Origin of the sequence: Pseudarthrobacter sp. J1738, from assembly GCF_050490315.1 — a bacterium.
In the GTDB taxonomy this organism is placed as follows: domain Bacteria; phylum Actinomycetota; class Actinomycetes; order Actinomycetales; family Micrococcaceae; genus JBNPEO01.
In genome coordinates this window covers 67,036-87,335 of record NZ_JBNPEO010000005.1, presented here as the reverse complement: position 1 = coordinate 87,335, position 20,300 = coordinate 67,036, and the positions used below count along the sequence as shown (strand labels likewise).

Sequence of the window (20,300 nt, the reverse complement as noted above, 5' to 3'; positions counted from 1 at the left end):
ATAAAAACGCCCCCATGTCCGCCGGCGCTCACGCTGCTGCGTGTACCGATGCAAGAGGCTAGGGGCTCTTACCTAGCAAGTTTAGCGGATAGGGCCCACATCACCTTAGCGGGCCCTATCCGTTCAAGGCAGTCGCGCCAGGTGCTTATCCGCCCAGACCTGCAAGAACAAACACCAAAGCTGCAATGGCGAAGCCCATCACACCGATCAGGGTTTCCATTACAGTCCACGTCTTCAGTGTGGTTTTGACGTCCATTCCAAAGAAGCGGCCAACCATCCAGAAGCCGGCGTCGTTCACGTGTGACGCAACAACAGATCCGGCGGCAACAGCAATAACCAGGGCGGCCAGCTGCATGCCATCGAATCCGGCGGTAGCAACTGCCGGGGCAATCAAACCAGCGGTGGTAGTTAATGCAACGGTTGCCGAACCCTGTGCAATACGCAGGATCGAGGAGATCAGGAAACCGGCCAAAATCAGCGGAATACCAGCATCACCAAGGACATCAGCCAGAGCCTGGCCAATACCGGAAGTACGCAGAACAGCACCGAACATTCCACCGGCACCGGTAATCAAAATAACCGAGCAGACCGGGCCCAATGAGGATTCCAAGAGGCGCTCGAGCCGCTCACCGTGCAAACCGCGGCGAACACCAAGAACCAGCACAGCGACAAAAACCGAGATCAGCAAGGCAACCGGGGTGTCACCTAGTGCGCGGAGGATCTGAAACCATTCCTGGCCTTTGACCGAATCAGGCAGAACGTGGGAGGACGCCAAGGTGTTCAGCCCGGTGTTGAGGAAGATCAAAACCAAAGGCAACAGCAGGACACTCACCACGGTGCTGAAGCGCGGAGGGTTGGATTCGGCTTCTTCAGATGCCTGTCCCAGAATTTCCGGAACGGGCAGCACCAAACGGCGCCCGGTCCACAGACCGTACAAGTAGCAGGTTAGGTACCAGGTGGGAATCGCGGCGATCAGGCCCACAATAACTACCAGTCCAACGTTGGCGCCCAGAATTGCGGAGGCAGAAACGGGCCCCGGGTGCGGCGGCAAAAACACGTGCATCACGGAAAAAGCACCAACGGCGGGCAAGCCGTAGCGGAGCACACCGCCCCCAAGGCGATGAGCCACAGCGAAGACCACGGGGAGCATCACTACCAACCCGGCGTCGAAGAAGATGGGGAAGCCGAAGATCAGCGAGGCAAGACCCAAAGCGAAGGGCGCCCGCTTTTCACCGAACACACCAATAAGGTAGTCGGCCAGAACTTTGGCGCCGCCAGAGGTTTCAACAATCCGGCCCAGCATCACGCCAAGACCCACCAGCAGGGCAACAGTACCCAGTGTGGTTCCGAAGCCGCTGACTAGAACACTGACAACTTTGTCCGCTGGGATTCCGGTAGCGAACGCCGTGCCAAGGCTGACGGTAATAAGAGCAAGTAGTGCGTGCACCCGGAAACGGATGATGAGGACCAGCAAGACGATGATGGCCGCCGCAGCGATCAGCATCAAGGGTCCAGCGCCCAGGGTTTGAGTCCATCCTTCGATGGTCATGATTCTCCTTTGAAACAGATTCGTGGGTGATGCAAAGCGGCTTTAGGCCGCGGAAAGATTCAGACGTTCGACGACGGCACTGACGATCGCTTCCGGCTTCTGGGAGATGTCCAGACGGACACTGCCTTGGGCCAGTTCGGCCTCGGTGAGCGGTTCGAGGGTGGCCAATTGGCTTGGCAGAAGTGTGGGCGGCATAAAGTGACCTTCACGCCCACCCATCCGTTCGCGCAGCAGCTCTGGTGAACCGTCGAGGTGAACAAACACCACTGTGCCTTCGGCTTCAGAGAGCAATTCTCGGTAGGTGTGCTTCAAGGCAGAGCAGGTCAGGACGGTGTTTTTCCCGGCCTTCGCCTCGGCGCTCATCCAGTCACGAATGCTACGCAGCCAGGGCCAGCGGTCCTCGTCTGTCAGTGGGGTGCCGGATTCCATCTTGTTGATGTTCTCAGCGGGGTGGAACTGATCGGCCTCGGCCATGTCCCAGCCCAGTTCTTGGGAAAGCGCTTCAGCGATCGTTGACTTGCCTGCGCCGGCAACGCCCATAACGACCACATGGATTGCAGATGACTTCATTGCCCTACCTCCGCAGGAAGACGTCGTTGGCTTCTCACGAAGCTCAGACCTGAAGCGGGATGCAAGAGGTCCGAAACAAAAAGATAGCACCATTAGAGCCGAATTGGTAGTACTTTATGTGGCTTTAGTCATACTTTTGACGATTTTGGCCTAGACTACTGAAGGAAATCAGGGGCGGTAGGGGCATCAATGACGACGGCAACACCAGAGGCGACAACACCAGAGGGCAGCGGCCTTCATCAACGCATGCTGGACACCTTGGGCGAGTCCATTGCCTCAGGCCAACTAGCCCCGGGGACCCGACTCACGCTGGATGATCTTCAGCAAGAATTTGGTGTTTCCCGCACCATCGCCCGGGACACCACCCACGTTCTGGAATCGATGAATCTGGTCTACTCTCGCCGGCGTGTGGGCATTGTGGTTCAGTCCCCTGAGCAGTGGAACGTTTTTGACCCCAAACTCGTACACTGGCGGCTCGCATCGAGCCGTCGCGAAGCACAATACGCCTCACTGACAGAGCTGCGGATCGCCGTTGAACCCATTGCCGCGGCAGCCGCCGCACGCCGCGCCTCACATTCCCAACGCGGCGACCTTTCAGCGCTGGCAGCAGAGCTGCGGCGCCTCGGCGAAGCAGGTGACCTTGAAGCATTTCTGGCTGCCGACGTCGCATTTCACCGGCTGTTGCTGCGAGCCAGCGGTAACGAAATGTTCGCTGCTCTAGATCAGATGGTGGAAGAAGTCCTCACCAGCCGAACCCGGCAAGGCCTGATGCCGTTTCATCCTCGTGAGACGGCGCTCCAAGCGCACGAGGACGTTGCGTCAGCCATCGCCTCCGGGGACACCAACAAGGCCGAAGAAGCCATGCACGAGGTGGTCTCAGAAGTCCGCCGAGCCATGGGCCTGGAGTAGCGGGGCGCCAAGTACCGTTCAGTATTTCCGCAAGTTCACCGGCCCTTGGCCAGACCATCGATTGCGAAGAAGAGTGCTGCAATCCCCTAATAATCGCTGAAGTTCCTCGGTGCTATTGGAGAGCGCACGCATCACTAATCCGGTGCTGCCGGCAATAGTTCGAGTCAGGGAAATGCCGGTGTGGGCCTGGTGTGCTGAGGCCAGCGTGTGCAGCTCATCGGCGAGCGCCTGATCCACGCGCGAGTCCACCACTAACAGCGAGCCCACATGGCTGAACCCCTCCATAAATCCAAGGCCTGTAACGTCAGCCAATGGGGGCCGGATCAGCAGGTTGTCGAGGGCCAGAAGATCGCTGCCGGCCTCGGTTTCAACATAGATTTCGGTGCGGAGCCGCAGCTCCTCATAACGGAACGTGGCGCCATCCGGCGACCACCCTGGCGTGACGATTTCGGCCATTACCAGGCACGACGACGGCCGGACAGTAATGTGCGTATTCTGCCGGTAGCTGGCCTCCCGATACGCAATAAGCTGGTCCGGCATCAGCTCCAGTTTGGCGCGCTCACCGAGCTGAATTCGCATTCGCTGCTCGGCAAAGGAATCCGGCGTCCGGTAAATTTTTGTGGCCGATTGTGTGGTCAACAGTAAATCAGCGCCGCCCTCCACCTCCACGTCAATCGCGTAAAGGTCAGCCCCCAAATAGGCCCCGCCAGGGTTGACCATCACATAACAAACCTGCCCCGAACCATCCAAGTAATGCGGCCGTAAAATCCGAAGCGCACCCTTGTGAAATTGCCGAGAAGCGACGGATTTCCCGCTCCGTTCACTGATCACAAGCTCAAGCTCACCCCGAGGCGCAACCACCGTCAAGATGCGAGGTCAAGCATCAGCACATCCCGACGCACCCATTCGATCACCGCGTCAAGGCCCTCGTCAGTTTTGAGGTTGGTGAAGCAGAACGGCTTAGCTCCACGGAATTCACGCGAGTCCCGTTCCATGACTGAAAGGTCTGCGCCAACGTGTGGTGCGAGGTCCGTTTTGTTGATGATAAACAGATCCGACTTGATCATTCCTTGGCCAGCTTTGCGAGGGATTTTCTCCCCCTGCGCCACGTCAATGATGTAGATAGAGAAATCCACCAGTTCGGGGCTAAACGTGGCGGAGAGGTTGTCCCCGCCGGATTCCACAAAAATCACCTGAAGGTCCGGGTGTCGGGCTTTGAGTTCTTCGATAGCCGCCGTGTTCATGGAGGTGTCCTCGCGGATGGCAGTGTGCGGGCAGCCGCCGGTTTCCACCCCAATGATTCGGTCCTCGGGAAGAATGCCGTTGGCGGCCAGAATCTTGGCATCCTCAATGGTGTAGATGTCGTTGGTAATGGCCGCCATGGAAATTTCCCCGCTCATGTGCCGGGTGAGGCGCTCCACAAGCTGGGTTTTTCCGGCGCCTACGGGGCCGCCAATGCCGATTTTGATGGGCTCACTCATGATGGTCTCCTACTAACTCATAAACATTCGAGCACGTTGAAATTCGTGCCTCATTTGCGAAATTTCCAGGCCGGGGCTGACCGCGCCGAAGTCGTCCAGCGTCAGGTGCATAACCTTCTCGACGGCGGTAGCAACGTCGTCGGACGCGGACCGGAGTAGCCGCTGCCCTGCGTTTTGCCCCAGCGGAATGGCGCGGACGGCGTTCTGGGTCAGCGACGTCACTGCGGCAAAAAGGTAAGCGGCTAGCGCTTCGGCAAGTGGGACACCGAGGGAACGGGCGACGACGGCGAACGCCAAGGGTTGGTGCCCTGCGGCGCGGCCGGTGGTCACTAGGTTTCGGTACCGTGCCAGCTCGGCCGACGCGAATACTTCGGCGCCGATCTCCAACAGACGGGTTCCCATTTTGATACTGGCTTGGCGAATCTGGCGGGGCAACAGGGACGCGCTGAGCAGAGTATCCAGCTCTTCCACCGCCGTCCCCTGGTAGAACAACCGAATAGCCAGGCCGTCAGAATAGCTCAGCTGCTGCGAAATAAAGGCGGAAAGCCACACCCTAAAGGAGCGTTCGTCGCTGATTAGTTCGCGCTCGACGTACCCCTCGAACCCCAGCGAGTGCGCAAACGCCCCCGTTGGCAAGGCCGAATCTGTCAGCTGCTGGAGCGCCAGCTGATAGCTAGTGGCTGTGTTCTGCATGGCGGAACGGTACGGGCATCACGCGTTCTTGACGGTTGTAAGGCACCTCAACGTGCTTAAGATAGTCCTCCACAGTGTGGTCGTAGGCGCACACCATCACCTCTGCTCCGTATTCGGAGGAAGCGTCGAAGAACTGGGCTTGGAGGTGCCGGTTACCCAGGGAGTGGGCCACAACGCCCATTTCGTGAATGGTCCGTGGCGCGATCACCAGAACGTCGGTAGGCAGAACTGAGACCACAATCAGATTGGACTCGGCGACGTGCAAGATGTCGCCATCGCGCAGATCTCCGGAGCCGGAGGGCAAGCGAATACCAATCTCCTTGCCGTGATCGGTGGTGACACGTTGAATGCGTTTGACCAGCTGGTTGCTGGGAAGCACCACCTTTTCGCGGTGCAGCCCAGCGTAGCTGGCAACTTGTTCGGGCGGCAGATCGTGCACATTGCCCAGTATTTTCTCGATGATCACGTCAGACTCCGGTGGTGGTTAGAAGAGGAAGTACCGCTGCGCCATGGGCAGTACATCGGAGGGTTCGCAGGTGACGTCCTCACCGTCCACTGACACTTTGTAGGTTTCCGGGTCTACTTGGATGTCCGGGGTGGCGTTGTTGTACTTCAAGTCCGCTTTACTTAGGGACCGGATGCCGGATACTGGCCGGATAACTTTTTCCAGACCTAGTTCCTCAGGCACTCCAGCCTCGATTGCGGCCTTTGACAGGAAGGTGATGGAGGACTTTTGAAGCGCCTTGCCAAAGGTGGCGAACATGGGGCGCATGGTTCGCGGTTGCGGGGTGGGGATGGAGGCGTTCGCATCGCCCATCAGAGCGTACGCGATCTGACCACCCTTGATCACTAGTTCCGGTTTCACTCCAAAGAAGGCTGGGTCCCAGAGCACCAAGTCAGCGAACTTTCCTTCCTCGACTGAACCGATGGAATCGGCCATTCCCTGGGCCAGCGCGGCGTTGATGGTGTACTTCGCTACGTAGCGTTTGAGCCGGAAATTGTCGCTTCCTTCACTGCCGTGCTGGGTGCCTTCCGGGTCCTTCAACACTCCCCGTTGCTTCTTCATCTTGTCAGCAACTTGCCAAGTACGGGTGATCACTTCGCCCACCCGGCCCATGGCTTGGGAGTCTGAGGAGGTGATGGAGAAGATACCTAGATCTTGGAGGACGTCCTCTGCGGCGATGGTTTCGGCGCGGATGCGGGAGTCCGCAAACGCCACGTCCTCAGGGATGTTGGGGCTCAAGTGGTGGCACACCATCAGCATGTCTAGATGCTCTTCGATGGTGTTGCGCGTGTACGGCAGCGTGGGATTGGTGGAGGCCGGCAGGACGTTGGGCAGCCCGGCGATTTTGATGATGTCCGGGGCGTGCCCGCCACCGGCTCCCTCGGTGTGAAAGGTGTGGATGACGCGACCGTTGATGGCATTGATGGTGTCTTCAACGAATCCGCACTCATTGAGAGTGTCTGTATGGATGGCCACTTGAACGTCAAATTCGTCAGCCACTTTGAGGGATGTGTCAATGGAGGAGGTGGTGGATCCCCAATCCTCGTGGACCTTGAGCCCAATGGCCCCAGCGCGGATTTGCTCGGTAAGCGGCTCCTGCGCGGAGGCATGGCCTTTTCCGAATAGCCCGATGTTGATGGGCAACCCTTCTGCGGCTTGCAGCATTCGCTGAATGTGCCACTTTCCGGGTGTGACAGTGGTGGCTTTGGTGCCCTCGGCAGGCCCAGTTCCACCGCCCACCATGGTGGTCACACCACTGGTCAGCGCGGTGGGTACCTGGTCTGGCGAGATGAAGTGGATGTGGGTGTCGATTCCGCCGGCCGTGAGGATTTTCCGCTCCCCCGCGATGATCTCCGTGCTGGCGCCAATAACGATGTCCACACCGTCGGTGATCTGCGGGTTGCCGGCCTTACCGATTTTGAAAATGTGCCCATCCCGCAGCGCAACGTCCGCTTTGTAGATGCCTGTGTAGTCAAGGATCACTGCGTTGGTGATCACGGTGTCCGGGACGTCTTCATCACGGGTTACCTGCCCGTTTTGACCCATACCGTCGCGAATGACCTTCCCACCGCCGAACACCACTTCCTCGCCGTACACAGTAAGGTCCTGCTCAATTTCGAGGAACAAATCCGTGTCCGCCAGACGGATGGAGTCGCCCGCCGTCGGGCCATAAAGCTCCGCGTATTGCTGGCGTGGAATCTCAAAACTCACTGGGCGTCCTCCTGGCGTGCGGTGACGGTTCCGGCGTCGAGCGGGCCGTTGACCGCATTGCTGAGGCCGTGAACTTCCCGCTTGCCGGCGAGTTCAATAAGCCTGACGGTTCGGCTGTCCCCCGGTTCAAAGCGTGCCGCAGTTCCTGCCGGAATATCCAGCCGGCAGCCGTGAGCGGCCTCGCGGTCAAAGGACAACGCCGCGTTCGCCTCGGCAAAGTGGAAGTGAGAACCCACTTGAACGGGCCGGTCACCGGTGTTAATAACGATGACGTCGCGCGCCTGCCGCCCCGCGTTCACTGAGATCGGTTGGGACTTGAGAATGTATTCACCTGGGATCATGGCCAGCCCTATCGAATGGGATCGTGGACGGTGACGAGCTTGGTGCCGTCCGGGAATGTAGCTTCGATCTGGACGTCGTGGATCATCTCCGGGACGCCTTCCATTACGTCCTCGCGGGTCAGAATGGTGGTGCCCCAGCTCATCAGCTCGGCCACTGTCCGGCCGTCACGGGCACCTTCAATCAGCTCGTAACTGATGATCGCCACCGACTCCGGGAAGTTCAGCTTCAGACCGCGGGCTTGGCGCCGGCGGGCCAGATCTGCGGCAACCACAATCATGAGCTTCTCTTGCTCGCGGGGAAGTAAATGCATGGATCCTACTTCTGGGCTGGAAGGACGTAGCGCCGCGTTTTGTCTGTGGACAGGGACAGTGAGGAGATGTATTGCTTCTCCCCGTCCGGACCACGTTCGGCGGAGAGCATCATGTCCGGGCGCTCGAATTCTATCCCAGTCACGTGGCAAAGGAGCTTGACGTCGCTGGGGTTCCCATCGGCGTCGAGCATTGGCAGGTCTATGCCGTCATCCGTGCGGCGGAGGTAGTAGCGGCCCTTGGTGATGAGGGCTAGGGCCGGGGTGGCAATGAGCGCAATTCCCACTGCGAAGATCGGCGAGTAAGGCTGTACCGCTGAACCGAAGGCGCCAAAGAAGATGGCAATGGAAATTCCGGCTGAGAGGAGCATGGAGACAAAACCCACCGGGTTCACGGCGTAGAGCATTCCCCGGCGGAACTCGGGGTGTTTGGGCGAGAGTTTGAGGACGTACTTGTTGATGGCAATGTCAGTGGCCACTGTGACCACCCAGGCCATGGCGCAGTTAGCGTAGAACCCCAGAATGGTGTTGAGGAAGCTGAACATGTTCGCTTCCATCAGCACCAAAGCGATCACTAGGTTGACCACCACAAAAACCATCCGGCCCGGGTAGGTTTTGGTGACTCGGGTAAAGCTGTTGGTCCAGGCGAGGGAGCCGGAGTAGGCGTTGGTGACGTTGATCTTGATTTGTGAGATGACCACCAAAACCACCGCGAGGGTCATGGCCAGCCATGCGGGCATCATTTCGCTGTAGACGCCGAGGAACTGGTGGACAGGCTCGTTGGCGGTGGCGGATGCTGCGGGGTCCAGCTTGGAAATCAGGTAGACGGCGATGAAGAGGCCGATTGCTTGTTTGATCGCCCCGAAGATGACCCAGCCCGGTCCAGCGATAATCACTGCGCGCCACCATGAACGGCTGTTGGCTGCAGTCTTAGGGGGCATAAAGCGCAGGTAGTCAATTTGTTCTGCGATCTGCGCCATTAGGGACAGGCACACACCTGCGGCGAGCATGATCGAGGCGCTGTTGGCTTCACCGTTGCCACTGGTCCCGCCATAGTTGAAGAACTGTTCCACTGAGCCGGGGTTGGTGACCATCAAGTAGACCAGCGGGACAACCATCAGCAGTAGCCACAGTGGGGTGGTCCAGACCTGCAGCTTGGACAAGGTCTTCATTCCGTAGATCACCAACGGGATAACGATGATCGTTGAAACGGCGTAGCCCAGGGCCTTGGGAACACCCAGTCCTAGCTCGAGGCCCTGGGCCATGATGGAGCCTTCAAGTGCGAAGAAGATGAAGGTGAAAGTGGCAAAAATGACGTTGGAAACGATCGAACCGTAATACCCGAAGCCGGAGCCTCGGGTGATGAGATCTAAGTCAATGTTGTAGCGGGCCGCGTAGTAGGCCAAGGGGAAACCGGTGACAAAGATGATGACGGCGGCCACCAGAATTCCCAGCAGGGCGTTGGTGGTGCCGTAAGCCATGCCGATGTTGGCTCCGATGGAGAAGTCGGCTAGGTACGCGATGCCACCGAGTGCGCTGGTGGCCACAATCCCGGGTGCCCACTTGCGGTAAGAACGTGGGGCGAAGCGGAGGGTGTAGTCCTCGAGGCTTTCCTTGGTGGCGCTCAGGGCGTCACGGTCGGGCTGCGCGCCTTTCCCTGCGTCCCGCTTTGCGTCCCGTTCAAGGGTTGCAGTTCCGGTGTGGCCAGCCTCAGTGGGGTGAGGAGGCCTGATGTCCTGATTGTCGTCTGACATGTTTCCCACTTTCGTTGCGGAACTCCGCTTGAACGTGCAGCGGCCGGGTGATCGGCTTGAGCACCAAGCAGCGCGCAAGACATTTCCAAACGAACGTATCGAGGCCACGAGTCAGGGGCGTCACCTCGCTGTTACGTCGAGGTAACAGATTCCTGTTCCGGGCCAAGCTGGGACGCTTTTTCGTGGACGTCGAGCTCCTCTGGGAACTCTTTCCAGTTCCGAATGGGGGAGAAAATAATTGGCAGAGCGGACGCCGCAGCGATGACGGCCCAACCCCACAACACAGAGGTAACGCCTGTCCAAACGGCCATGGCACCACCGGCGATGCTGGCGATGGGCATGATGCCCAGTGTGAATAGCCGAAACGTGGACATTACCCTGCCCATCAGCTCCGTGGGTACAAGCCTCGTGATGATTCCCGCTCCAGCCAAGCTGGTCAGAATGACAAAGTAGGACCACGCGAAGCCGGAAACTCCCACCCAGATCACAGGACTTAGGCCCAGTTGTGGTGTCAACGGGAGTACGACGACGGCGAGGCCGCACAGGAGGCTGGCTGCGATTTTAGTGATTCCCGCGCCGCATGCGCGAGTGACTTTGGCCGCCGTTAGTGCCGCGATCAGACCGCCGAGGGCAGAGAAGCTCCCAAGGAAGATGAATTGAGGCATCGAGATGTGCAGGACTTGTAGCGAATAGACGATCTTGGCTGACAGCCCGAACATGCTCGCGGCGTTAACGAGTGCAATGGAGACCATCAAACTGCGCACCAAGTGGTGCTTGAGTGTGAAGCTCATTCCGGCCCGGGCTTCAGACCAAAACTTGTCTGGCTCGGCGTCACGGCTGGGTTGATCGTGTGGCAAACGCCAGGTGGTAAAGGCTGAAAATAGGTAAGCAACCGCTGCTATCACCAGCATGGCCGGCGCGGAGATGACCCTGATCGCCAATCCGGATAGTCCAGGTGTGACGATCGCTAACCCACTCTGCATCCCTTGAATCCGCGCGTATCCGAAGCCAAGATCTTTCCCACTTAAAAATGTGGGCATAAAGGCTGATTGCGCGGTCGTGAAAAACACGTCCGCGGTGCTGATGATCGCCGCGACGATGAAGAGGTGCCAGATGCTGAGCACATTTCCCCACGCGGCAACCGGGACGGACACCGCTGCCACCGCTCGGACAACGTTGGCCAGCACAAGAGTGTTTCGCTTCGACCACCGGTCCACGAGCACGCCGATGGGCACACCGAGTAGCAGAAAAGCGGCCAGCCCTAAAGCGTTGAGGACGCTCGTTTGGAATGCACTCGCACCCAGCAACCCCACAGCGACAATCGGCAAGATGTTCTGAACAAGATCGTCACCAATACCGTCGCCGATGGTGGAGTGGAACAAACGCTTGAAGTTTGATGGCATCACAAACTTGTCTTCGGCGCGGCTCGCGCGCCGAGCTGCACGTGCTGAGAAGAACGATCTGAAGCTGGTAGTTAGTCGCAATTTTGGTCCCCTGGGTGATGGAAGCGAGTGAATTAATTCAACAGAAACCTCGCCACGATGGCACAGACACTACGCGCGGAGTCGAGGAACCCGCGCCTTAGTCGGAGAGGTTCCTCAGGTTTAGAAATAAAATGGAGTTCTAACTGGATTATTGTCCGGGCCTGCATCCGAAACGGTTCCGTAGCTGTACAGGGTGGAGACGAAGGTTCCTATCTCTCCAGCGAATGCTGCTTGTGGCCAGTTACCGGAGTCCAAAACACTCACACTCTCGTAGCCGCGTTCCTTCGCTACGGAAGAAACAACTTGCTGGATGTCCTGGCCAGGTGCCATGAACACGTCGCTGATCACGAGGTGCTTCAGAACCTCATGTTCGACGCCCCATCCAACTGCGACGTAGCCGCGTTCATCTTCCAGAGAGAAGTTAGTGACTCGAGAACCGGGAGCATAACAGAGCGAGTTATAGGTCAATGGATCAAGCATCAACGCACCTTGCACACGCGCGGCGAAATGATTCTGCAGATCGCAGAACAGATCCGCATCGGACTCCCGGACACGATGCTGCGAATCTGAGACATCCTCGAAACGGGGTTCAATTTTACGGTGCATTAGACTCGGACCTGCCGTCCACAGCGGCCCTGAAAGTCCTGCATTTTTGCCCCACGCATACACTGCCTTCGCGTCGTGGGCGTCCATAGATGAAGTCAAGATGCTTAGCAGGCGCTTCCCTACCCCTTGGCCACGGTAGTCATCTCGAACCGCCGTGCCGGTGTTGCAAAGAACCGTTCGAGTTTCTCCGGCGAACATTTGGGTGGCTCGCCCACACTGAGTGACTGCCACGATTTCGTTTCCCTCCATTGCAGCCAGGCTTGCTTGGAGATCCACCGACGCAAGCTGCTGGTCGATGTTGGGGCCACCTCCTACGGCTTCGTTGAACCCGTCTGCCGAGAATTGCAATGCTCGCAATGGGTCAATTTCAGACCATGCCACATAGCGCATTGAGGACCGCACTCCTTTCAATTGAACCGTTCAACTAAGCTGATGCGCCAAGAAAGCGGACACCCGCGACGGCGAGGACGGGAGAAACCGGAATGACCGCGCTCTTGAACCGCGGGAGCATCACCGAAGAGTTGTGCCGTAGGAACTCGACCATAGTTGAAGCAATCAGGAGTACTTCTCTCCAGAACCAACAGCCAGACCGCCCGAATCCAAAGGGGCAATAGTCGCTTGGCCAGGAACGGCGATTCGTCAGAACCCAATTCCCAGGATTGAACTCGGCCGGGTCGGCAAACGTTGAAGATCTGTAGTGAATTATCAAGGGGCTAATGAACACTTCCTGGCCAATCAGTTCCTCATCGACCAGCCCCACATGATCTGCGCTAAGGCGTCGGGGAATTAGCCATGCCGGTGGAACGAGGCGAAGCGTTTCTAGAACGACTGTGTCGCTCGACGCGAGTGATCCTCCGGACTTCTGCAAAAACCAAAGGGCACTAGACACAACCGCCGTCGTTGTTTCCAGGATGGCAGTTCGCAGCCTTTGAATAAACGCGGCTTCCCCCCGGTCAAGGGACATGTCGGCTGCATACCGGACTTCTATCCCTGTCAGCACGGGCGAAAGCAGCTGCTTCATGGTTGCGGCACTCGACAAGGCCCGGCGAGGGCTTCGTAATTCCATCACTTCCCTGCCGAAAGATTCAGTCAGTCGTTCAAGCGAATAGAAGCTTGCGAGCCGCTTCATGGTCTCAATCGGAAGGTCATGGCCGGGAACTGGTTTGAATACAGTGCGCTCGGCTGGGAACGCGGGCCTCACCTGAAGAATTTCCGCGGCAAGGCCCGCGTCGACCACAATCAGTCGCCCCGCCTTTGTCGGCAGCAAATGCCCTTCACCCCTGAGTTCATGGATGAATGACTTTAGTTGAGCTCCGAACGGGGCTGAGGTCACTAGTTTTGGTTATGGCTTGACGATGTATTTGTTCCAGCGGCCGCTGGTGGTGACATCTTTGGCGAAACGTACCTTCAAATTGCCAATAAATTTCTTCATGGGAACCCCTTCTGATCGGCATCGCGCCGAATGGCACGATGTAACCCTACGAAGGGTCGACAGGCGTGTCAAGCAATATTACTCAATCTGTAAGTTTTTCGTTAAAGAGAAATATCTATGTAGACAATCCGACAAGCTAATCCGGAACTCGGCTGCTCTTGCCGCCGAGGTCGGCCTTCGGGCTATTGAAAACCGTCGCCGAAACAGTCCATCTTTCGTCCAACCGCCCAAGAGCCCAAGAGCCCAAGAGCCCAAGAGCCCAAGAGCATGCTGTTCAATGATTCCTGAAGCTCGCATCAAAAAGTCGTTCCACACGCCAGATGCCGTCTACTTGCAGGAATCGCGGATCTGATGGCGATGGGCCAGATGAAACTCCGACGGCGCTACAAGGTAGTGCAACGCTTCCGGATGCCCACTGTTTACTTTTTTGACCGCTTTCTCCGCGACGGTATTGCTGGGGTGTTTTTCCAAAAGTTCGACGGCGGCAGCTGGCTCGCCGGTGTTTCGCAAGGAACTGGCAAGGTGAATGATGGCTTGTGGCAACGTAACGCCGTCGGGACCGTTTGCAAGCGCGGACTTATAGAGCGGGTTGTCCGGATTTGGCTGGGCCTTTTACAGATTTTGGAATGAAGACCGAGGAGAATTAATGTCGCTGTGGAGAAGGCGAAAAACTACCGAGAGGCCGGCGGCAGTGGGCGGTGTATGGATTGTGTTGCAGGACGATTCACCGCACAATACTGTCCTTGGAGCGTTCGCAACCCAGGTTGAGGCGTCTGATTTTGCCGAAGAGATCCGGGACCAGTTCGTGAACGGGGTTATTTATACTCGTTTCTCGGTTGGATACCGGTACAACGATGGTCCAGGCCACGTCTCTTATAGCCCTCCGGAGTAAAGGCATCGACGAGTGCCCGGCAGGAGCCCTCAGCTAGGCAGCCCCGGCGGCGAACTCAATCGCGGACTGAGCCAGCTCACCCCACTGCTCACTGTGCGCCAGCGGAACCTCAACCCAGTCCTTAAAGGGCCGCCCCATTCCCGAGGGGTCAAACAGTAAAGCCCCCTCCAAAGCCAGCGCGGAGGCATGTTCGGCCGAATCCCTACCCAATTTGAAAGACATTGCATCGCCATTCAGGCATGCGGTGGCTTTCTTGTTTAGCATGATCGCCTTGGCCCCGAAGGTGTTGCCCAGAACCGCCCCCGAGGCCGCTAACTCGGTAACTATCGCGTCAAATGCTTCAAGCGCAGCGGCGGAAGGTTCTCTCTTTTCCATGGGAAGAATCATCCTCCATCGTGTGAATCTCCGCACTCAAGAGCGGAGTTCACGGCATTCCCGGGCGTGGCGTCCTTTTGCGTTGGTAGACTGGAGTGATCGATCAGGCAGGGGCCCGGACCGGGACCTGCCATCTGGCAGCTCGTTCGTGCCCCAATTTCCCCTCTGGAGGCACTACCTTAATATGACAGCCCAGGCCCTTGACTCCATTCGTGAGCAGCTAATGAACCGTCGTTACGAACCCAATGTAGCTGTTGTCAACGAGCTCGCCGATTCCTTGCGCGAGCTAAAGCCCGGCAGTGAAGTGTCCTACGTGGACCCGATTCACGATGTCAATGAGTGCCGAATTGTCAGCCTTTTCTCCAGCACCGGTGAAACCCCGGATGGTGGGTTCATCACCCCCGGCGACGACGCCGCAGTGGCCCGCATGTTGGGGTTGCAGTGGCAGCTTGGTTTGCGCCCCGAATTCGTGATGCCGTGGAACGTACACCCGTGGTTTACACCGGGCGAACCTCAGAGCAAGCTCACTCCCGAACAAATCCAGGCCGGCCTCAAACCGCTCCTGCGTTTGCTGGTCCTGATCCCCCGAGCCTCCGTCATTGTGGCTCACGGCACCGAAGCCAACCGCCTGGCTGGCTTGTTACTCAAAACCGAGAACCAGCTCATCTGGCGCCGCGGCCTGAAAACATACAAGGTCCGTGCTTTGGGTGGCCGCTCCTTCGCTGGTACCCCCGCTCGTCAGGAGCAGTATCTCGAAGAAATGCGTTTCGTTTACGCCGACGCCATGGCCCGCACGGGACTGAACCCCGTTACTCGCTAGTCGTTTTTGGCGGGTCCTAGCTTGCCGCCTGATTCGCGCAAGTAACAGGACCCGCACAGCGACTCGTACCGAACTTCCGCCCCATCAATGGCGACCTGATCGCCGTCGAACACAAAACGGTCCCCCACCCGGCGCGTATTAAATACCGCCTTCCGGCCACAGCGGCAGATGGTTTTCAGCTCCTCAAGGGAGTGCGAAACTTCCATCAGCCGGGCCGAACCAGGGAACGCGCGAGTCAAAAAATCTGAGCGGATTCCGTACGCCAACACCGGCACGCCGTCCAGCACGGCAATTCGGAACAGATCATCCACTTGTTCCGGATCCAAAAATTGAGCCTCATCCACCAGCAGGCAAGCCACGCGCGGAGCATCAACGTGTTCAAGCAGTGCATCCGGATCATCGCCAGCAGCCTTCGCCGCAAACAGTTCCCGCACATCCGCGCCCTGAGGGATCACAAAATCCACTGTCCGGGTCACACCCAGACGGGACACAATCTGGTCCTCGCCCTTGGTGTCCACTCCGGGCTTGGCGAGCAAGACGCGCTGGCCGCGCTCTTCATAGTTGAACGCCGCTTGCAGCAAACCCGTGGACTTGCCGGAGTTCATGGCACCGTAACGGAAATAAAGCTTGGCCAAAAGGAACCTTTCGCAGCCATAAAAACTCGTGAAATAACGACGGCGGCCCGGCCTTTGGGGGCCAGTACCGCCGTCGTTATTAAATCACTTAGTGCGCCTCGATGGCTGCTTTCGCTGCCGGGTCCGAATCGTTGAGGAACTTCTCAATACGCTCCGGTTCCTCAGCTTCGCCAATGGCTGCCGCGGCACGGCCTAGCGCGTAGAGTGCGCGCAGGAAGCCGCGGTTCGGCTCGTGTGACCACGGAACCGGACCCACTCCACGCCAACCATTGCGGCGCAAGGAATCCAGCCCACGGTGGTACCCCACACGCGAGTACGCGTAAGAATCCACCGTCCGCCCTTCAGCCCATGCTTCCTCAGCCAAAATGGCCCAGAGCAGCGAAGACGTAGGGTACTGAGCCACCAGATCCACAGCTTCCTGGCCCAAGGCTAGGTGCTGGTAGATCTCTGATTCAGCCGGCAGAAGGGTGGGTTCAGGACCAATCAGCTGCTTACGGAATTCGTCAGACATTAGGAGAAGGTCTTGCCCGTGGAGCCCAGCTGCGCAGCAGCTTCCACCACACGTGCAGCCAAGCCAGCCTCAGCCGAAGCGCCCCAAACGCGGGGATCGTAAAGCTTCTTGTTGCCGACTTCGCCGTCTACCTTGAGCACGCCGTCGTAGTTGCGGAGCATGTGATCCACTACTGGGCGGGTGTAGGCGTATTGGGTGTCAGTGTCGATGTTCATCTTGATAACACCGTAGGAAACAGCATCAGCGATCTCCTTCTCCGAGGAGCCCGAACCACCGTGGAACACGAGGTCAAAGGGGCGATCCTTGCCAAGCTTGGCACCAATCTGGTCCTGGATGTCCTTGAGGATCTCCGGGCGCAGCTTCACGCCACCGGGCTTGTACACACCGTGGACGTTGCCGAAGGTCAGAGCAGTGATGTAACGGCCAAATTCACCTGAACCCAGTGCTTCAACAGTTGCCAGGGCGTCCTCGACGGTGGAGTAAAGCTTGTCATTGATGGCGTTCTCCACACCATCTTCCTCGCCACCAACAGCACCAATCTCAACTTCGAGGATGATCTTGGCAGCAGCAGCGCGCTCCAGGAGTTCGCGGCCAATGCGCAGGTTCTCCTGCAAAGTCTCAGCGGAACCGTCCCACATGTGAGAGTTGAAGATGGGGTCCTTGCCGGCCTTCACTGCTTCTTCCGAGGCAGCGAGCAGGGGCAGAACGAATCCGTCCAGCTTGTCCTTGGGGCAGTGGTCAGTGTGCAGCGCAACGTTGACGTTGTAGTTCTTAGCAACTTCGCGAGCGAAAGCAGCGAAGCCCAAAGAACCGGCAACCATGTCCTTGGTAGACGCACCGGACCAGTAGGCGCCACCGCCGGTGGAAACCTGGATGATGCCGTCAGATTCGGCTTCGGCAAAACCACGCAGGGTGGCGTTGAGGGTCTGAGAAGATGTCACGTTCACGGCCGGGAGAGCGAATCCGCCCGCCTTTGCGCGGTCAATCATCTCTGCATAAATTTCCGGTGTTGCGATGGGCATACTGACTCCTTGTGAATGTTCGCGAAGCAGGTCCAGAGGACCTTGCGGAGTAGACCTGTGCGGTTAGAACCCATCCTAGCCATTTCCGCGGACATCACCGGAAAGTTACCGTCATTTGGACGCCCCCTCCTTCCGCCGAGTTGGCACTTAACGCCCATGTTCCCGCTTGGGATGGGCGTTAAGTGCCAACTCGATCAGGGGTGAGAGGTACAGTCGCCGCTAGTACAACCAGCAGTTACTCACGGTCGGGGTTCCCGCGAAGCGCTGCTCAAGGAAGGCAAACGCTGCTGGGGCGGCCGCCACGTAGCCACCGATGTGAGTCGGGCCTCCGGTGGTGTCGAAGTACAAGTTGGCCCCTTGAGCACACCACCGCTTGGCAAGATCAACACCTACCTTGTACGGGATCACGTCATCCAACACGCTGTGCGAGAGCAACACTGGCACACGCGGCACACGCCGGTTGCCAATAGTTTGTTCGGTGATGATGCTGCTGAATTCCGCTTGCCCCACCAGGCTGCTGACCTTTTGCCCACTAACCGTCATGGTGGCTGTGTTCATAAAGGCATTGTTTGCCACAGCAGCGATGGTGCACTGGGTGGCGATGGCTGCCATCCGGTCCTTGCCCGCTTGGTTGAGGTAATTGTTGAAATTCACCCCGTAGTCGGCGCTGAGCCCAATCAGTGCGTAACCCAAAAACGCTCCGTAAGCGCCGCCGTCGAGGTTCTTTGCTACAGCACTCAACTCTGCTGGCACGGCACCGGCGTAGGCGCCTTTCAGGTTAATTTCTGGAGCGTACTCGGGGGCGAGTTCAGCTGCTGAGGCTGAGGCACCACCACCTTGCGAATATCCAGCGATCGCCACGGGCGCCGTGGGAAGAATGTTCGCACTGCCTAAGCGTTTGGCCGCGCGCGCAGCATCCAAAACTGCGTGCCCCTGTGACGCGCGGGACATGTAGTTGTGCATTCCATCGGTTCCAAGGCCCTGATAATCGGTGACAACAACGCTGTATCCGCGCGTCAGGAGGCCGGCGATGAACGTTCCTTCATACTCTCCACCCACCGCCATTTGCCGCGACGGGGCGCATGAATCGTTGAGTCCTTGGGTTCCTGCCGCGTAGCTCACCAGCGGGCGGGGGCCTTTGCCCAGCCATGCGGCCGTTGGAACCAAAACGGTTCCGGTGACAGCAGTGGCTTCGCCGTGACTGCCTGTGCTTCGGTACATAATGCGGGTGACCGAGGCTTGGGCCTTGATGGTTTTGAGCGGGTCAAGATAGAAGACGGATGGTTGCGTCCGAATAATGTCCCCATTGTTGGCAGGCAGCACGCTGGGGGTTGAGTAGAAATCCGTTGTCGTGGAATCTACAACCGCGGTGCTGGACTCCGCGCTGGAAACGGTAGTTGCGTTGGCCGCGCCAACGGCCGTGAGGCTGAGGGCTGCGATGAGTACAGCGGCTGCGCCGATGCGAGTGGAAGGGTGCTTCATTGAACCTCCAAGGGACGTACAGGCTCATCATTGAGCGTGTTACACGTCACAAGTTACCGGAGAGTAACCACTTCTGTCTGCCCCTCCCGCCTCCCACCTCTCCCCTCCCGCCGAGTTGGCACTTAGCGTGCATGTTTGAGCGAAACACCCGCGCGAAGTGCCAACTCGGCACGGGATTCGAGCGCCCGCCGCACTTTAAGTACGACGCCGGGCCGCTCACCCGTGAGGTCATGTTGCGAGACGCGAACCTCAAGCCAGCCGTGCGCGGCGGACGCTTCTGCCCTGCGGATGTCGCGCAGGTACTGCACCTCGTCACCGTGATGCCCGCCGTCGTACTGAAGAGCAACCCGATGCTCCAGATATGCCGCGTCCGGCCAAACAATCGGCCTGCCAAAATCGTCAAACACCACCAGGTTTAGAGCCGGTTCCGGCAAACCAGCCTGAACCAAAGCAAGTCGCATCCGGCTCTCAGGAGCGGAGTCGGCCCCCACTCGGACCAGATTCAGGGCCTCGCGCGCTTTGCGAATTCCACGTGCTCCCGGATGCGCGTCCACAACCTGCCGAAGGTCATCTATAGAACACACCGCCTCACGTGGAGCCGGGAACTCAGGGCCATGGCTGCACACCAAGTGATCTCCCATGACAACAAGGTCTTCCATGGTGGTTTGCGTCGACGCCATGTCCAGCCAGGTTCGCGGCGCAGAGGTGAGGCGGACGCCGTCGACCTCTGTATCTTCACCTGCCGCGAGCGTTAAAAGGTGGCCGACGGTGTTGGCTCGGCGCGGAACAGAGTGCACCGCCCTGCGGGCAATATGGAGGCGCCAATCTCCGCTCAAACTCGCCGGTAGGGGCATTTCCCAGAGACGAGCAGCTGATACATGGCTGAGGATTGAGGACTCGTCCAGCTCGGTGTAGGCACGAACGGCTGCTGCACCACGGGGCTGCGTCTGCGTCGGGAGCCGAATTCCGCGCGAGACCACCATAAGGTCCTTCGCTCGAGTTCGGCCGCGACTCACGCCCGACTTGTCCGAGGCCCGCAAGGCAAAGGACACGCCTTGGAGGTGTTCGGGAAGTTGGGACTTGCGCATGGGCCAATTCTTGCCCAATTCGGCCCACCGCCGCAGAGTTATCCACAGCTTGAGGCGTTCCTCCCCTGCCGAGTTGGGGAGGTGGGGGGGGGGGTTCTGGGAGAAACCAAAGCGAGGGGCAAACCAGAGGGGG

22 protein-coding genes are annotated in these 20,300 nt (G+C 58.5%); 2 read left to right on the top strand and 20 right to left on the bottom strand.

Features of this window, described 5'->3' with window-relative positions; genetic code table 11:
- Positions 1-145: 145 nt before the first annotated feature.
- Positions 146-1,549 carry a GntP family permease gene (locus ACQR35_RS09055; protein ID WP_430267391.1) on the bottom strand — a complete coding sequence of 468 codons (1,404 nt, stop codon included), beginning with the start codon at positions 1,547-1,549 and terminating at the stop codon, positions 146-148.
- A gap of 42 nt (positions 1,550-1,591) precedes the next feature.
- Positions 1,592-2,119 carry a gluconokinase gene (locus tag ACQR35_RS09050; protein ID WP_430269830.1) on the bottom strand — a complete coding sequence of 176 codons (528 nt, stop codon included), beginning with the start codon at positions 2,117-2,119 and terminating at the stop codon, positions 1,592-1,594.
- A gap of 189 nt (positions 2,120-2,308) precedes the next feature.
- Between ACQR35_RS09050 and ACQR35_RS09045 the strand changes: the two genes are divergently transcribed.
- Positions 2,309-3,028, top strand: a complete 720-nt coding sequence (locus ACQR35_RS09045) for a FadR/GntR family transcriptional regulator (RefSeq protein WP_430269829.1) — start codon at positions 2,309-2,311, stop codon at positions 3,026-3,028.
- A gap of 18 nt (positions 3,029-3,046) precedes the next feature.
- Here ACQR35_RS09045 and ACQR35_RS09040 read toward each other — a convergent pair whose 3' ends face one another.
- The 13 genes from ACQR35_RS09040 to ACQR35_RS08980 all read right to left on the bottom strand — a co-directional run bounded on the left by ACQR35_RS09040 (position 3,047) and on the right by ACQR35_RS08980 (position 14,609).
- Positions 3,047-3,898, bottom strand: coding sequence for an urease accessory protein UreD (locus ACQR35_RS09040; protein ID WP_430269858.1), 852 nt, complete (start codon positions 3,896-3,898; stop codon positions 3,047-3,049).
- Positions 3,892-4,509: an urease accessory protein UreG gene (ureG, locus tag ACQR35_RS09035; protein WP_430267388.1), complete on the bottom strand. Its 618-nt coding sequence runs from the start codon at positions 4,507-4,509 to the stop codon at positions 3,892-3,894. Before ureG ends, ACQR35_RS09040 begins: the two co-directional genes overlap by 7 nt.
- 12 nt (positions 4,510-4,521) lie before the next feature.
- The gene (locus tag ACQR35_RS09030) at positions 4,522-5,202 is read right to left on the bottom strand and encodes an urease accessory protein UreF (RefSeq protein ID WP_430269828.1); all 681 of its coding nucleotides are present in this window, start codon (positions 5,200-5,202) and stop codon (positions 4,522-4,524) included.
- On the bottom strand, positions 5,183-5,668 hold the full coding sequence (gene ureE, locus ACQR35_RS09025; protein ID WP_430267386.1) for an urease accessory protein UreE: 486 nt from the start codon (positions 5,666-5,668) through the stop codon (positions 5,183-5,185). Before ureE ends, ACQR35_RS09030 begins: the two co-directional genes overlap by 20 nt.
- An 18-nt stretch (positions 5,669-5,686) precedes the next feature.
- Positions 5,687-7,417: an urease subunit alpha gene (gene ureC / locus ACQR35_RS09020; protein WP_430269827.1), complete on the bottom strand. Its 1,731-nt coding sequence runs from the start codon at positions 7,415-7,417 to the stop codon at positions 5,687-5,689.
- Positions 7,414-7,758, bottom strand: a complete 345-nt coding sequence (locus ACQR35_RS09015; protein WP_430267384.1) for an urease subunit beta — start codon at positions 7,756-7,758, stop codon at positions 7,414-7,416. Before ACQR35_RS09015 ends, ureC begins: the two co-directional genes overlap by 4 nt.
- Before the next feature lie 8 nt (positions 7,759-7,766).
- Entirely contained in the window at positions 7,767-8,069 is a 303-nt protein-coding gene (locus ACQR35_RS09010; protein WP_430267383.1) for an urease subunit gamma, read from the bottom strand.
- A 5-nt stretch (positions 8,070-8,074) separates the two neighbouring features.
- Positions 8,075-9,820 carry a purine-cytosine permease family protein gene (locus ACQR35_RS09005; RefSeq protein WP_430269826.1) on the bottom strand — a complete coding sequence of 582 codons (1,746 nt, stop codon included), beginning with the start codon at positions 9,818-9,820 and terminating at the stop codon, positions 8,075-8,077.
- A 131-nt stretch (positions 9,821-9,951) separates the two neighbouring features.
- Positions 9,952-11,304 carry an MFS transporter gene (locus tag ACQR35_RS09000; RefSeq protein WP_430267381.1) on the bottom strand — a complete coding sequence of 451 codons (1,353 nt, stop codon included), beginning with the start codon at positions 11,302-11,304 and terminating at the stop codon, positions 9,952-9,954.
- Between the two features lie 120 nt (positions 11,305-11,424).
- Positions 11,425-12,300, bottom strand: a complete 876-nt coding sequence (locus tag ACQR35_RS08995; protein ID WP_430267380.1) for a GNAT family N-acetyltransferase — start codon at positions 12,298-12,300, stop codon at positions 11,425-11,427.
- Positions 12,301-12,334: 34 nt separating this feature from the next.
- Positions 12,335-12,874 carry a cytochrome P450 gene (locus tag ACQR35_RS08990; protein WP_430269857.1) on the bottom strand — a complete coding sequence of 180 codons (540 nt, stop codon included), beginning with the start codon at positions 12,872-12,874 and terminating at the stop codon, positions 12,335-12,337.
- Between the two features lie 795 nt (positions 12,875-13,669).
- Positions 13,670-13,885 (bottom strand): hypothetical protein, encoded by a 216-nt coding sequence (locus tag ACQR35_RS08985; RefSeq protein WP_430267378.1) that lies wholly within the window; start codon positions 13,883-13,885, stop codon positions 13,670-13,672.
- A 382-nt stretch (positions 13,886-14,267) separates the two neighbouring features.
- Complete coding sequence (locus ACQR35_RS08980; RefSeq protein WP_430267377.1) at positions 14,268-14,609, bottom strand: hypothetical protein; 342 nt, start codon at positions 14,607-14,609, stop codon at positions 14,268-14,270.
- Positions 14,610-14,793: 184 nt separating this feature from the next.
- Here ACQR35_RS08980 and ACQR35_RS08975 point away from each other — a divergent pair, with 184 nt between their 5' ends.
- Positions 14,794-15,429 carry a uracil-DNA glycosylase gene (locus ACQR35_RS08975; protein ID WP_430269825.1) on the top strand — a complete coding sequence of 212 codons (636 nt, stop codon included), beginning with the start codon at positions 14,794-14,796 and terminating at the stop codon, positions 15,427-15,429.
- On the opposite strand, the gene ACQR35_RS08970 is transcribed toward ACQR35_RS08975, so the two are convergent.
- The 5 genes from ACQR35_RS08970 to ACQR35_RS08950 all read right to left on the bottom strand — a co-directional run bounded on the left by ACQR35_RS08970 (position 15,426) and on the right by ACQR35_RS08950 (position 20,167).
- Entirely contained in the window at positions 15,426-16,064 is a 639-nt protein-coding gene (locus ACQR35_RS08970) for a thymidine kinase (RefSeq protein WP_430267375.1), read from the bottom strand. The genes ACQR35_RS08975 and ACQR35_RS08970 overlap by 4 nt on opposite strands.
- 88 nt (positions 16,065-16,152) lie before the next feature.
- Positions 16,153-16,575, bottom strand: coding sequence for a DUF3151 domain-containing protein (locus ACQR35_RS08965; RefSeq protein WP_430267374.1), 423 nt, complete (start codon positions 16,573-16,575; stop codon positions 16,153-16,155).
- Positions 16,575-17,597, bottom strand: coding sequence for a class II fructose-bisphosphate aldolase (gene fbaA / locus ACQR35_RS08960; protein ID WP_430267373.1), 1,023 nt, complete (start codon positions 17,595-17,597; stop codon positions 16,575-16,577). Before fbaA ends, ACQR35_RS08965 begins: the two co-directional genes overlap by 1 nt.
- Positions 17,598-17,816: 219 nt before the next feature.
- Complete coding sequence (locus tag ACQR35_RS08955) at positions 17,817-19,079, bottom strand: lipase family protein (RefSeq protein ID WP_430267372.1); 1,263 nt, start codon at positions 19,077-19,079, stop codon at positions 17,817-17,819.
- 122 nt (positions 19,080-19,201) lie between these two features.
- The gene (locus ACQR35_RS08950; RefSeq protein WP_430267371.1) at positions 19,202-20,167 is read right to left on the bottom strand and encodes an endonuclease domain-containing protein; all 966 of its coding nucleotides are present in this window, start codon (positions 20,165-20,167) and stop codon (positions 19,202-19,204) included.
- Positions 20,168-20,300 lie beyond the last annotated feature (133 nt).

Excerpts from the sequence above, each read along its gene's own strand:
- ACQR35_RS09055 (WP_430267391.1), bottom strand. The coding sequence starts at position 1,549 with ATGACCATCGAAGGATGGACTCAAACCCTGGGCGCTGGACCCTTGATG.
- ACQR35_RS09050 (WP_430269830.1), bottom strand. The coding sequence starts at position 2,119 with ATGAAGTCATCTGCAATCCATGTGGTCGTTATGGGCGTTGCCGGCGCA.
- ACQR35_RS09045 (WP_430269829.1), top strand. The coding sequence starts at position 2,309 with ATGACGACGGCAACACCAGAGGCGACAACACCAGAGGGCAGCGGCCTT.
- ureG (WP_430267388.1), bottom strand. The coding sequence starts at position 4,509 with ATGAGTGAGCCCATCAAAATCGGCATTGGCGGCCCCGTAGGCGCCGGA.
- ACQR35_RS09030 (WP_430269828.1), bottom strand. The coding sequence starts at position 5,202 with ATGCAGAACACAGCCACTAGCTATCAGCTGGCGCTCCAGCAGCTGACA.
- ACQR35_RS09015 (WP_430267384.1), bottom strand. The coding sequence starts at position 7,758 with ATGATCCCAGGTGAATACATTCTCAAGTCCCAACCGATCTCAGTGAAC.
- ACQR35_RS09010 (WP_430267383.1), bottom strand. The coding sequence starts at position 8,069 with ATGCATTTACTTCCCCGCGAGCAAGAGAAGCTCATGATTGTGGTTGCC.
- ACQR35_RS09005 (WP_430269826.1), bottom strand. The coding sequence starts at position 9,820 with ATGTCAGACGACAATCAGGACATCAGGCCTCCTCACCCCACTGAGGCT.
- ACQR35_RS08995 (WP_430267380.1), bottom strand. The coding sequence starts at position 12,300 with ATGCGCTATGTGGCATGGTCTGAAATTGACCCATTGCGAGCATTGCAA.
- ACQR35_RS08990 (WP_430269857.1), bottom strand. The coding sequence starts at position 12,874 with ATGTCCCTTGACCGGGGGGAAGCCGCGTTTATTCAAAGGCTGCGAACT.
- ACQR35_RS08980 (WP_430267377.1), bottom strand. The coding sequence starts at position 14,609 with ATGGAAAAGAGAGAACCTTCCGCCGCTGCGCTTGAAGCATTTGACGCG.
- ACQR35_RS08975 (WP_430269825.1), top strand. The coding sequence starts at position 14,794 with ATGACAGCCCAGGCCCTTGACTCCATTCGTGAGCAGCTAATGAACCGT.
- ACQR35_RS08965 (WP_430267374.1), bottom strand. The coding sequence starts at position 16,575 with ATGTCTGACGAATTCCGTAAGCAGCTGATTGGTCCTGAACCCACCCTT.
- fbaA (WP_430267373.1), bottom strand. The coding sequence starts at position 17,597 with ATGCCCATCGCAACACCGGAAATTTATGCAGAGATGATTGACCGCGCA.
- ACQR35_RS08955 (WP_430267372.1), bottom strand. The coding sequence starts at position 19,079 with ATGAAGCACCCTTCCACTCGCATCGGCGCAGCCGCTGTACTCATCGCA.
- ACQR35_RS08950 (WP_430267371.1), bottom strand. The coding sequence starts at position 20,167 with ATGCGCAAGTCCCAACTTCCCGAACACCTCCAAGGCGTGTCCTTTGCC.